General features: G+C 74.8%; 14 protein-coding genes. 3 read left to right on the forward strand and 11 right to left on the reverse strand.

Annotated elements, in window-relative coordinates:
- Nucleotides 1–48 precede the first annotated feature (48 nt).
- Nucleotides 49–993, forward strand: coding sequence for a hypothetical protein (locus ABD220_RS17750; protein WP_344124824.1), 945 nt, complete (start codon nucleotides 49–51; stop codon nucleotides 991–993).
- 10 nt (nucleotides 994–1,003) lie between these two features.
- Nucleotides 1,004–2,086: a 4-hydroxy-3-methylbut-2-enyl diphosphate reductase gene (locus ABD220_RS17755; protein WP_344124825.1), complete on the forward strand. Its 1,083-nt coding sequence runs from the start codon at nucleotides 1,004–1,006 to the stop codon at nucleotides 2,084–2,086.
- Between the two features lie 63 nt (nucleotides 2,087–2,149).
- On the opposite strand, the gene ABD220_RS17760 is transcribed toward ABD220_RS17755, so the two are convergent.
- The 5 genes from ABD220_RS17760 to ABD220_RS17780 are packed head-to-tail and all read right to left on the reverse strand — an operon-like array spanning nucleotide 2,150 to nucleotide 6,961.
- Nucleotides 2,150–3,457 carry a DNA recombination protein RmuC gene (locus ABD220_RS17760; RefSeq protein ID WP_344124826.1) on the reverse strand — a complete coding sequence of 436 codons (1,308 nt, stop codon included), beginning with the start codon at nucleotides 3,455–3,457 and terminating at the stop codon, nucleotides 2,150–2,152.
- 46 nt (nucleotides 3,458–3,503) lie between these two features.
- Nucleotides 3,504–4,118, reverse strand: a complete 615-nt coding sequence (locus ABD220_RS17765) for a response regulator (RefSeq protein ID WP_344124827.1) — start codon at nucleotides 4,116–4,118, stop codon at nucleotides 3,504–3,506.
- Nucleotides 4,115–5,206 carry a sensor histidine kinase gene (locus ABD220_RS17770; protein ID WP_344124828.1) on the reverse strand — a complete coding sequence of 364 codons (1,092 nt, stop codon included), beginning with the start codon at nucleotides 5,204–5,206 and terminating at the stop codon, nucleotides 4,115–4,117. Before ABD220_RS17770 ends, ABD220_RS17765 begins: the two co-directional genes overlap by 4 nt.
- A complete protein-coding gene (locus ABD220_RS17775; RefSeq protein WP_344124829.1) occupies nucleotides 5,203–5,964 on the reverse strand; it encodes an ABC transporter permease in 762 nt (253 codons plus the stop codon). The genes ABD220_RS17770 and ABD220_RS17775 overlap by 4 nt, the downstream gene beginning before the upstream one ends.
- Before the next feature lie 55 nt (nucleotides 5,965–6,019).
- The gene (locus ABD220_RS17780; protein WP_344124830.1) at nucleotides 6,020–6,961 is read right to left on the reverse strand and encodes an ABC transporter ATP-binding protein; all 942 of its coding nucleotides are present in this window, start codon (nucleotides 6,959–6,961) and stop codon (nucleotides 6,020–6,022) included.
- 127 nt (nucleotides 6,962–7,088) lie between these two features.
- Between ABD220_RS17780 and ychF the strand changes: the two genes are divergently transcribed.
- Nucleotides 7,089–8,174, forward strand: coding sequence for a redox-regulated ATPase YchF (gene ychF, locus ABD220_RS17785; RefSeq protein ID WP_344124831.1), 1,086 nt, complete (start codon nucleotides 7,089–7,091; stop codon nucleotides 8,172–8,174).
- A gap of 27 nt (nucleotides 8,175–8,201) precedes the next feature.
- Here ychF and arfB read toward each other — a convergent pair whose 3' ends face one another.
- From arfB to ABD220_RS17815, 6 genes are all read right to left on the reverse strand, one after another.
- Nucleotides 8,202–8,642, reverse strand: coding sequence for an alternative ribosome rescue aminoacyl-tRNA hydrolase ArfB (arfB, locus tag ABD220_RS17790; RefSeq protein WP_344124832.1), 441 nt, complete (start codon nucleotides 8,640–8,642; stop codon nucleotides 8,202–8,204).
- A 206-nt stretch (nucleotides 8,643–8,848) separates the two neighbouring features.
- Entirely contained in the window at nucleotides 8,849–9,157 is a 309-nt protein-coding gene (locus tag ABD220_RS17795) for a hypothetical protein (RefSeq protein WP_344124833.1), read from the reverse strand.
- Nucleotides 9,154–9,528: a hypothetical protein gene (locus tag ABD220_RS17800; RefSeq protein WP_344124834.1), complete on the reverse strand. Its 375-nt coding sequence runs from the start codon at nucleotides 9,526–9,528 to the stop codon at nucleotides 9,154–9,156. Before ABD220_RS17800 ends, ABD220_RS17795 begins: the two co-directional genes overlap by 4 nt.
- A gap of 213 nt (nucleotides 9,529–9,741) precedes the next feature.
- On the reverse strand, nucleotides 9,742–10,035 hold the full coding sequence (locus tag ABD220_RS17805; RefSeq protein ID WP_344124835.1) for a hypothetical protein: 294 nt from the start codon (nucleotides 10,033–10,035) through the stop codon (nucleotides 9,742–9,744).
- A gap of 181 nt (nucleotides 10,036–10,216) precedes the next feature.
- Nucleotides 10,217–10,660: a LapA family protein gene (locus ABD220_RS17810; RefSeq protein WP_344124836.1), complete on the reverse strand. Its 444-nt coding sequence runs from the start codon at nucleotides 10,658–10,660 to the stop codon at nucleotides 10,217–10,219.
- 93 nt (nucleotides 10,661–10,753) lie between these two features.
- The gene (locus ABD220_RS17815; protein WP_344124837.1) at nucleotides 10,754–11,422 is read right to left on the reverse strand and encodes an alpha/beta hydrolase family protein; all 669 of its coding nucleotides are present in this window, start codon (nucleotides 11,420–11,422) and stop codon (nucleotides 10,754–10,756) included.
- Nucleotides 11,423–11,556 lie beyond the last annotated feature (134 nt).

Below are 11,556 nucleotides of genomic sequence, written 5' to 3' on the forward strand. Positions count from 1 at the left end.
CCGGCGGGGACAGCCGTGCACGCTCCCGGTCGTGCGTACAGTGGTTCCGTGACCCCCTCAGCACCCCTCGCCTCCGGAGACCGCTCCCGGCGACGCGCCGCGGCCGTCCTGCGCACCGGCCTCGGCACGGTCCTCGGCCTGGCCGCCGCGTCCCTCGTGGCCCTGCTCGTGCCCCTGCACTGGGCCCAGGACACCGTGGTCTCCCGCGACGGCTTCACCCGGGTGGTGGGCACCCTCGCCGAGGACCGGCCGTTCCAGGAGAAGCTGGCCCGCACCGCCGTGGGGCAGGTGGCGGACCGGGTCGTGGGGGAACGGGCCACCGGCGTCGGGTTCCTCGACCGGATCCTCGAGGACGCCGTCCGCCGGGCCGCCGACGTCGCCGCGGACCTCACCTCGGACCCTGCGTACCAGCGCGCGTGGACGGAGGCCCTCACCCGCACCCACGAGGCCAACGTCCCCGTGGACGGCGGGGTGGAGGAGCCGCCGAAGGACCTCGTGCTGGACATCGGCCCGGTCCTCCAGGAGGTCGACGCGGCCGTGCAGCGGGCCGTGGGCGTGGACATCGGCCTGACGGACCGGGAGAGCCGGATCACCGTCCCGGGGTCGAACACCGGGCGCCTGATCGAGGCGGGGACCCGGCTCACCGACCTGGCCGTCCCGCTCACGTGGACCGCCGCGGTGCTCGCGGTGCTCGCGCTGCTGGTGTCCCGGCACCGCTTCGCCGTGCTCGCGGTGCTCGGGCTCGGGACGCTGGCCGGGCTGGGCGTCGTGTGGCTGGCCGTGGAGCAGGGCGTGCAGCGGGCCTCCGGCATGCTCGGCGGCGACCCGGTGGTCCGGCTCGCCGCCGACCGCGTCGTCGTCCTGCTCACCGGCTCCCTCGGGGAGCAGATGGCCACGGCCGCCTGGGCAGCCGGGATCACGGGCGTCGTGGGCCTCGTCGGGGCCATCCTGGTGTCGGGCGGATCACGGCGACGGTCCCGCCCCACCGCGTAGCATGGAGGCCATGCCGACCACCGTTGCGCTCTCCATGCCCACCGTCCCCCGTGCCCGGCGCTCGCCCGAGGACGTGGCCGCCGCCGCCCCCGTGGCCGGGCCGAAAAAGGTCCTGCTCGCGTCCCCCCGCGGCTACTGCGCCGGCGTGGACCGCGCGGTCATCGCCGTGGAGAAGGCGCTCGAGCACTACGGCGCCCCGGTGTACGTGCGCAAGGAGATCGTGCACAACAGGTTCGTGGTGAGCACCCTGGAGGAGCAGGGCGCGGTGTTCGTCGACGAGACCGACGAGGTCCCCGAGGGGTCCCTGCTGATCTTCTCCGCCCACGGCGTCTCCCCGGCCGTGGTGGAGTCGGCCAGGTCCCGCGACCTGCACACGATCGACGCCACGTGCCCGCTGGTGACCAAGGTGCACCGCGAGGCCGTGCGCTTCGCCAAGAGCGACTACGACATCCTGCTGATCGGCCACGACGGCCACGAGGAGGTCGAGGGCACCGCCGGCGAGGCCCCTGAGCACATCCAGGTGGTGAACAGCCCCGACGAGGTCGGCCAGGTCGTGGTCCGCGACCCGGACAAGGTCGTGTGGCTGTCCCAGACCACCCTCAGCGTGGACGAGACCCTGGAGACCGTGCAGAAGCTTCGTGAGCGCTTCCCGTCGCTGCAGGACCCGCCCAGCGACGACATCTGCTACGCGACCTCCAACCGGCAGACCGCGATCAAGAAGATCGCCCCGGACGCGGACCTCGTGATCGTCGTGGGCTCGGCGAACTCCTCGAACTCCGTGCGGCTCAAGGAGGTCGCCCTCGAGTACGGCGCCCGCCGCGCCGAGCGCGTGGACTTCGCCAACCAGGTCGACGAGTCCTGGTTCGAGGGCGTCGCCACCGTGGGCGTCACCTCCGGCGCCTCCGTGCCGGAGGTCCTCGTCAAGGACGTGCTGCGGCTGCTCGCCGACTACGGCTACGGGGAGGTCGAGGAGGTCGTCACGGCCGAGGAGGACGTCCTGTTCTCCCTGCCCAAGGAGCTGCGCGCCCGGCTCACCGCGGCCGGGGACACCTCCCACCGGCTCGGCGGCCGGGGGGCCCGCCCCACGCGCTGAGCCATCCGGCCGGTTCCTCGCACCGACCCGCGGGCGCCCCGGTCCCTGGGCGGTCGAGCCCGCTCAGCCCGCCGCGCGCTCGTCGAGCGGGCCCGGCACGGTGCCGCCCGGACCGGAGCGGTCCGGACGGTCCACCGGCTCCGGCAGCTGCGCGGCCGCGGTGAACTCCGGCGCCGTGAGCGGGCGCGGCGCCACCACGAGCGGGCGGGTGGTGAGCCGGTCGTCCTCCGCGAGCGTGGGGTCGAGGTCGTTGATCCGCCGTGCCGTGGGGAACACCCGGGTCTCCACGGACCCCGTGAGCCGGTTGTAGGTCTCGACCGACTTCTGCAGCGACCGGCCCATGTCGTCGAGGTGCTTGCCGACCGTGCCCAGCCGCTCGTAGAGCTGGCGGGAGAGGTCGAAGAGCTCCTTGGCGTTCTCCGTGAGCCCGTTCTGCCGCCAGGTGAACGCCACGGCCTTGAGCGAGGCGAGCAGCGAGACCGGGGACACGAGGGCCACGTTGCGGCTCGCGGCGTGGTCCAGCAGGGTCGGGTCCGCGTCCAGGGCCGCCGACAGCGCCGACTCGGCCGGCAGGAAGCACAGCACCAGCTCGGGGGAGGCGTCCCGCGCCTCCCAGTACTTCTTCGAGGCCAGCGCGTCCACGTGCCCGCGCACGGCCTTCGCGTGACCGGCGAGCTGCGCCCGGCGCCCGGCGTCGTCCTCGGCGTCCTGGGCGCGCAGGTAGGCGGTCATGGGCGCCTTGGCGTCCAGCACGATGTCGCGGCCCCCCGGCAGGTGCACGACCATGTCCGGGCGGATCGCGCTGCGCTCGCCGTCCGCGGTGGTGCCGTTGGAGGCGACCTGCTCGCGGAAGTCGACGTGCGCGGTCATCCCCGCGGCCTCGACCACCCGGCGCAGCTGCACCTCGCCCCAGGTTCCTCGCGCGGAGCCCGAGCGCAGGGCGGAGGACAGGGACGTGGTCGCGGTGCGCAGGTGGTCGCCCACCTCGCGGGTGTGGGCGAGCGCCTGGGTGATGCCGCCGTACTGCTCGGCCCGGTCCCGCTCGAGCGCGCTCACGTGCTCCTCGACCGAGCGCAGCTGGTGGGCCACCGGGGCCAGGGCCCGCAGGACGTTGTTGTCCTGCACGGAGCGGGCGTCGGCGTCCCGGAGCCGGTCCTCGAGCTGGGCGCGCGCCTCGACGGCCGCCGCCCGCTCCGAGGCCAGGTCCACGAGCCGGTCCTGGACGGCGGCGAGCTCGGCCTGCAGCCCGGCCCGCTCCTCCTCGGCCGACCGCAGGTCCCGGGCGGACCGGGTGCGCGCGACGGCGGCGCCCAGGAGGGCACCCATGAGCAGGGCGAGCAGGACGAGGACGACGACGAGGCTGACGGTCATGCCCAGCAGTGTGGCACGCCGACCGGACACCGCACGGCAGCGGCGCTCAGAGCCACCCGTTCTCCCGCGCCACCCGGCACGCCTCCGAACGGTTGCTGGTGTGGGTCTTGCCGATGGCGCTCGAGAGGTGGTTGCGCACGGTGCCCGGGGACAGCCGGAGCAGCGCCGAGACGTGCTTGACGCTGGCACCGTCCGCGGCGGCCCGCAGCACCTCCTGCTCCCGGGCGCTGAGGGGACTGGCCCCGCTGACGAGGCTCTCCTCCGCCAGGGCGGGGTCCACGGCACGCAGCCCGGCGTGCACGCGGCGGACGGCCTCCGCCAGCTGGGCCGCCGGGGTGTCCTTGACCACGAACCCGCTCGCGCCGGCCTCCATCGCACGCCGCAGGTAGCCCGGGCGCCCGAAGGTCGTGACGATGAGGCAGCGGCAGCCCAGGTCCTCGGCCACGACCAGGCGCGCGGCCTCGATGCCGTCCACGCCGGGCATCTCGATGTCCAGCAGGGCCACGTCGGGACGGTGCCGGCGCACGGCGGCGAGGACCTCGTCCCCGGCGGCGACCTGGGCGACCACCTCGAGGTCGTCCTCGAGCTCCAGCAGTGCGGCGAGGGCCCCGCGCACCAGGTGCTGGTCGTCGGCCAGCAGCAGCCGGATGGGCGCGCTCACGGGAACCGCACCTCCAGCACGGTGCCCTCGTCCCCGTCCCCGCCGCGCACGGCCACCGTGCCGCCGGCCCGGCCCACCCGCTCCCGCAGACCGCGCAGGCCGTTGCCCTCCGGGGCCAGGACGCCGTCGCCGTCGTCCGCCACGGTCAGCCCCGACGGCGTCCACCGCACCGTGCAGCGCGTGGCGCCGCTGTGCCGGACCACGTTGGTCACCGCCTCGCGCAGCGCCCAGGCGAGCACCCCGCGGCGGGAGCCGGTCACGCTCTCGGGGCGGCCGTCGACGTCGGCCTCGATCCCGGCGGCGGCCAGGGCCGTGCACGCGGCCTCGACCTGCTCGGCGAAGTCCGGGGTGCGCAGCCGGCCCACCGTGGAACGCACCCCGGCCAACGACTCGCGGGACAGCCGCAGCACGTCGTCGAGCTCGGCACGGGCCCGCTCCGGCTCCCGGTCGAGCAGCCGCTGCGCGAGCTCCGTCTTGAGCGCGATGACCGTCAGGGAGTGCCCCAGGATGTCGTGGACGTCCCGCGCCACCTCCTCCCGCTCGCGGACGAGGGCCAGCTCCGAGGCCAGCGCCAGGTGCTGCTCGTCGCGGTGCACGAGCAGACGCATGCCGCCGATGATCACGGTGGACGTGCCGTACATGACCAGCACCCACGTGTTGCCGGTCGGGAGGAGCCCGCCCAGGACCACGCCGAGCACGGCCGCCAGGAGCACCACCAGGGTGGTGAGCGCCTGGCGAAGGGGAAGCCGGAACGCGCAGAGGGCCGAGAGGTACTGGGTCATCGCGAACGCCCACACCCCCAGGGCCGGCACCGTGAGCAGGACGAGCACGGTGAGCAGGCAGAACCAGCCCAGGGTGTTGGCCGGCTCCGCGCGCAGGGGGAGCAGGCGGGGGTTGCGGAAGGCAAGGGCGTAGACCACGGTGAAGGCGAGCAGGGCGACACCGGCCAGGACCCGCTGCGGCGGCCCGGCGGCGGAGTCCACGAGCGCGCCCACCGGCAGCACCAGGAACACCAGCCAGATCGCGGCGAACCACCACGAGGGGTCCTCGGCCGGCAGCCTCCCGGCCGGGGGTCGCCGGGGCGTCATCGCCGAGCCGTGCTCCGGCGCACGGCCAGCAGCACCACAGCGGCGAAGACCACCGCCCAGACCCCGGTGTTGAGCAGCAGCCACCAGAGCGGGTCGGACTCCACAGGAGGCCCGCTGGTGGCCACGACGTCGCCCTCCACGAGCGGGTACCTGGCCAGCCCGGCCAAGCCGTAGAGCGGGGTGAACCGCGCGATGTCGAGCATCACCCCGGTGAGCGGGACGAAGAGGTTGCCGAAGAAGCTGAGCACCACGAGCATCCCCGAGGCCGCGCCGACCGCGGACTCGGAGCGGAACAGCAGCCCGGCCGCCAGGCCGTAGAGGGCGAACACCGAGGAGCCGGCCACCACGATCGCGGCGGTGGCGGGCCAGCGCCAGCCGCCCAGCTCGGCACCGGTCGCTGCGCCCACCGCGTAGACCACGAGGACCGGCAGCACGGCCATGGCCAGGGCCACGGCCACCTTGGCCAGCACGTACCCGTTGCGCGGCGCCGGGGTGAGCCCGATCTGCCGGCCCCAGCCGCGGGCCTGCTCCACGGCGGCGGAGCCGGCGATCGAGGTGGTCGCGGTGACCGCCCCGTAGACAGCCATCGAGATCATGTTGTACCCGCCGGCGTTGCCGTGACCCACCGGCAGGTCGGAGAAGTCACCCAGCGCCGTGAACATCACGTACAGCACGGCGGGCAGGACCACGATGAAGAACGTGTTCTCGACCATGCGCACGTTGCGGCGCAGGTCGTGGGCGGCATAGGCGATGCTCATGGTGCGGATCCTCCGGGGACGGGGACGGGAGCTGGGGCGGGCCTCGCAGGCGCGGTCAGTCGGCGGTGAGGCCCAGGAAGGCCTCCTCCAGCCCGGCGTGGGTGATCTCGAGCTCGCTCGCGCCCGGGGTCGCGAGCAGGTGCCGGGCGATGGCGTCCGTGTCGGGGCCCGTGAGCCGCCGGCGTCCGCCGACGGGGTCCAGCGGGGTCGCCCCCGGGACGACGACGGGCCCGGGCCCGGCCCAGCGGAAGCTCACCACCCGGTGACCGGCCAGGGCCTGGACCTCGGCGGTGGCGGCGTCCGCGACCACCCGCCCGCCCTTGAGCACCACGGTGCGCGCGGCGAACTCCTCGGCCTCGTCGAGGTAGTGGGTGGCGAACACGACCGTCCGGCCGCGCTCCGCCTCGGCGTGCATCGCGGCCCAGAACTCCCGCCGGGCGCCGACGTCCATCCCGGCGGTCGGCTCGTCGAGGACGAGCAGGTCGGGCTCGGGCAGCAGGGCCAGCGCGAAGCGCAGCCGCTGCTGCTCGCCGCCCGAGCACTTGGAGACCTTCCGCCGGGCGAACCCGGCGGCCCCGGCCCGGTCCAGGGCCTCGTCCACGGGCAGGGGGTCCCGGTGCAGGGTCGCGACCATCGCGACCGTCTCCCGCACGGACAGGTCGTCGAGCAGCCCCCCGGTCTGCAGGACCGCGCCGATCCGCCCGGCCCGCACGCTCTCCCGCGGCGCGGCACCCAGGGTGCGCACGGTGCCGTCGTCGGGATCGGTGAAGCCCAGCACCATGTCGAGGAGGGTGGTCTTCCCCGCCCCGTTGGGCCCGAGCAGCGCGACCACCTCGCCGCGCTCCACGCGCAGGGTCACGCCGTCGACTGCCCGGACGCGGTGCTCGCCGCGCCCGAAGCCCTTCCGGACGCCGGTGACGTCGACGGCCGGATAGCCGGCCGGGGTGCCGCCGGGGCTCGCGTGCGGTGCGGTGCTGGTGGACGGAGCGGTTCTCATGCCCCGACTCTGCTCCACTCCGCGCCGCGCCGGAAGCACCGGATGTCACGACACGCCCATGACATCGGTCACGGGTCCCGGAGCCGGCGGGACGTGCGGGCCGGCCCGGCCGGTAGGATGGTCTCCCGTGGCTCTTACTATCGGAATCGTCGGACTGCCCAACGTCGGCAAGTCCACCCTGTTCAACGCGCTGACCCGCAACACCGTCCTGGCGGCGAACTATCCGTTCGCGACCATCGAGCCGAACATCGGCGTGGTCAACCTGCCGGACCCCCGGCTGGGTCGGCTCGCGGAGATCCACGGGTCCGAGCGGATCCTGCCCGCGACCGTGTCCTTCGTGGACATCGCCGGCATCGTCAAGGGCGCGTCCGAGGGGGAGGGGCTGGGCAACCAGTTCCTCGCCAACATCCGGGAGGCCCACGCGATCGCCCAGGTGGTCCGGGCGTTCGACGACCCGGACGTCATCCACGTGGACGGTGAGGTCGATCCCGCCTCGGACATGGAGACCATCAACACCGAGCTGATCCTCGCCGACCTGCAGACCCTCGAGAACGCGATCCCGCGCCTCGAGAAGCAGGTCAAGATCAAGAAGGCCGACCCCGCCAAGCTCGCCGCCATGCAGCAGGCGCAGACGGTCCTGGAACGCGGGGACACGATCTTCGGGGCGGCCGAGAAGGAGAAGCTCGAGGTGGACCAGCTGCGCGACCTCAGCCTGCTCACCGCCAAGCCCTTCATCTACGTCTTCAACGCCGACGACGGCGTGCTCGGCGACGAGGCGAAGCAGCAGCAGCTGCGCGAGCTCGTGGCGCCGGCCGACGCCGTGTTCCTCGACGCCAAGCTCGAGTCCGAGCTCGTGGAGCTGGACGAGGAGGAGGCCAAGGAGATGCTGGAGATGTCCGGACAGGACGAGGCCGGTCTCGACAAGCTCGCCCGCACGGGCTTCCACACCCTCGGGCTGCAGACCTACCTCACCGCCGGGCCCAAGGAGTCGCGGGCCTGGACCATCCCCGTGGGCGCCACCGCCCCGCAGGCGGCCGGCGTCATCCACACCGACTTCGAGCGCGGCTTCATCAAGGCCGAGATCGTCTCCTTCGAGGACCTCGACGCCGCCGGGTCCATGGCCGAGGCCAAGGCCGCGGGCAAGGTCCGGATCGAGGGCAAGGACTACGTCATGCGCGACGGCGACGTGGTGGAGTTCCGCTTCAACGTCTGAGCCGCGCGGATGGGCCGGGCGCGCAACTCACTCCGGCCCGGGGCGCCTGCGGTACTGCTTGGTCTCGGAGCGCCGGTGCTTGCCCTCGAGCCGCCGTCGCCGCGAGCCGCTCGTGGGCCGGGTCGGCCGCCGGGCGAGGGGTGGGACCACGGCCTCGCGCAGCAGCGCGGCGAGGCGCTCCCTGGCGGCGCTCCGGTTGCGCCGCTGCGCACGGTGCTCCGCGGCGCTGACGGTGAGCACCGTGCCCGAGAGTCTCCCGGCGAGCCGGTCGAGGACGCGTTCGCGCTGGGCGTCGCTCAGCGCGGTCGTCGTGGCCAGGTCGAGGGAGAGCTGCACTCGGGAGTCGGCGGTGTTGACGCCCTGGCCGCCCGGTCCCGAGGCGTGGGAGAACCGCTCGACCAGCTCTCCCGCCGGGACCCTGAGACCGCGGGGCGCGCCGGGGCCCGGAGGCACGTGCAGATCGTCCACACGACGATTGTCCCGCACCCGCGGCGTGGTCGCCGCCGTCCGGACCGGCCGGAGGTCAGCGGCGCCCGATCCTCTCCGCCACGCACCCGGCGCGGCCGACGGGCCGCGGGGCGCCGGGTGGTGCCACGACGGCAGAGCACGCGGCATGTGCCGCTCGCACCCGGGCGCCGACCGTGGACACGGTTGTCCTCCGCCGTCCCGGCCGGTCAGCGCGCCAGCTGGTGGACGGCCTCCGTCCCCGGGGCCGGGACCAGGTCCTCGGCCACGATCCGCAGATCGGTGAGGTCCGCGCCCTCGAGGTGCGGCAGCACCTCGGTGGCCAGCATGGACAGGGCCGCGCCGTAGGCAGCGGCCCTCGTCCCGGCCTCCACGGTCATCCGGAGACAGACGCCCTGCGCCCCGCTGCTCCGGGCGACGCAGCGCGCGGCCGTGACGATCCGGCTCAAGTCGCCGACCGCGGAGACGTCCACCCTGCGGGCCGTCCTGACCGTCGCCTCGGCAGTCCACGTGCTCACGGGGTGCCCCCGCCTCGCCGGCCCACCGGTCGCTGGTCCCGGGGCGGGACCGGCGCGGTGATCCGCACCGGTCCGGTGACCGGCTGGACGGCGTCGAGGCTCCAGTGCAGCAGGTCCACGGCCTCGGGCTCCGCGTCGTGCGCCTGGTTCAGGTCCACGGTGATGTCCGCCTCCGGGAACAGCGCCCGGGCGCGCAGCACGAGCGGCGCCAGCGCCTGCTGGTTGGTGCCGGTCAGCACGCCCGTGACGACCAGCGTCACGTGCCGGCCCTCCAGGTCGATGCGGACGAGCACCGAGATCCTGTCCCCTCCCGGTGCCGTCCTGGGCGCGGTGGGCGCGCGCAGACCCGCCCCCGCCGTCCTGTCGTCCATCGTGTCTCCCCCCGTCGGTGCGGCTGCGACAGGGGCCTGGTCCCACGCCCTGGGTCCACGACGGCCCACCCTGCCGGCACCACCATCGTGGGCGAGAAGGGGGCCCGGCCGCCAGGGCGGGCTCCGCACGAGTGCGTTCTGCGGCTCGTCGGTGTTCTGCGCGGCACCCGGGCGGGCAGGGGCCGGTGCGCTGCCGCGGCAGCGCACCGGCGCCTACAGCTGGTAGTCGGCGTCGTCCTCCGGCGGCCCCTCCGCCTCGAGGTAGTCCTCGACGTCCACCAGGACGGCGGGACCGGACTGCGCCACCTGCAGCGCGACGGCGAGGCTCGCCACGTCGTCGTCGTCCAGGGGCTGGTCGGGCAGGTCGACGGCGTAGCGGGACTCACCGTCGACGAGCACGGGCGTGATCTGGGCGGTGCCGCTCGTGAGGTCGACGACGGTCGCAGGGGCGACCGCCTCACCGTCCTCGGGTGCCGGGCGGTCGTCGGGGGGTGCGGAGGAGCTCATGGGAACCGTCCTGTCGTTCGGGGTGCTGTCAGGCTACTGCCTGAAGCCGTCCGCGCAACGGACCGGCCCGGCACGGACGACATGACGCACCCGCTCCCGACCGACGGCGACGCCGCGGTGCGCCGCGCCGTCCGCGGTGCGGGAGCCGGGTGCCCGCCGCCGGACCGGGCGGCCGAGGTGGTCAGCTCAGCGCACGCTTGATGTCGGCGCGCTCCTTCTCGAGCCTGCGCACCCGGTGGCCCAGCCTGAAGAGCCGGACGGAGCCGACGAGACCCATGATGAGGGCACCGGCGACCGCCGCGAGCAGCATGGCGACGCCCAGGGGGAGGCTGAACTGCCAGCCCAGGTAGTTGAACTCCGCGGGGACGTTGTTCTGCAGGATGAAGACCAGCAGCAGGACCAGGATCAGCAGGCCGAGGATCAGGGCCGTCCACATGGCCCCGGAGACGCCCTGCTTCGGGTGCTCGTCCAGTGCGGGGTCCGTGGCCACCTGCCGCCGGGGCGCCGGTGCCCGGCCGGCCGCCGGGCGGTCCGCGGCGGACGCGTCCCGGGCGGGGGCCTGCGGGTCGTCCCCGGGGGAGGCGGCGGGCTGGTGCGGGTCGGAGGGTTCTGGGGTGCGGGCCATGACGGTTCTCTCCCTGCTCGCGGGCGGGTCGCGGTGACGCGGTGGTGCTCACGGTAGTCCTGGTCGGCGCGCCGCTGAAGCCCCCGCCGGTGCTCAGCGGGTCGTCAGGGCCCGCCCCAGGAAGCGGCGCGCCTCCGCGGCGATCAGCGCGAGCGTGTCGTCCTGGCCCACGGGCCCGGACCGGAGCACCGTCAGGGCGTGGTCGGCGCCCGCCACGGGGACGACGTCGACCGCCGGCGCGCCGTGCGCAGCGGCCGCGACCTCGTCCGCCGCTCCGAAGGCGTCGCGCGTCCCCTGCAGCACGAGCACGGGAACCGTGGGCCGCAGCAGCTCCTCGGCGCGCGATCGCTCCGGCCGGCCCGGCGGGTGCAGGGGGAAGGCCAGGCAGACCACGGCGGAGGCGCCCACCGCGCCGGCCGTCCGGCACGCCACGCGCGCCCCGGCGCTGCGGCCCCCGACGACCACGGGCACGCCGTCCGCCAGCCCGGCCACGGCCGGGGCGGCGGCCAGCCACCCGGCGTCTAGGGCGGCCGGACGGGGAGCGATCCGCCGGCCGGCCAGCACCCATGGCTGCTCGTGGCGCACGACCGTGACACCGTGGCGGGGGAGCTCCTCGGCGAGGGCGGACAGGTCCGGGGCCCCGGCACCCCCGCCCGCGCCGTGGCCGAGCCACAGCAGGGCGGTGGGGGTCTCGGCGGGGGAGACCAGCAGGCGTCCCGGTCCGGTCTCGGTGGGCACGGTGAGCTCGCTCGGTCGGGGCATGACCTCCACGGTAGCCGGACGGTCCCCCGCCACGGGCCCGCGGTGCGCGCCCGACGGGGCGCGGACTAGTTGTACTGACTCACCAGGTTGTTGATGACAGGAGAGACCTCCGGGTCGAGTGTGGAGTTGTCTAG

It is taken from the genome of Kocuria aegyptia (assembly GCF_039530085.1).
In the GTDB taxonomy this organism is placed as follows: Bacteria; Actinomycetota; Actinomycetes; order Actinomycetales; family Micrococcaceae; genus Kocuria; species Kocuria aegyptia.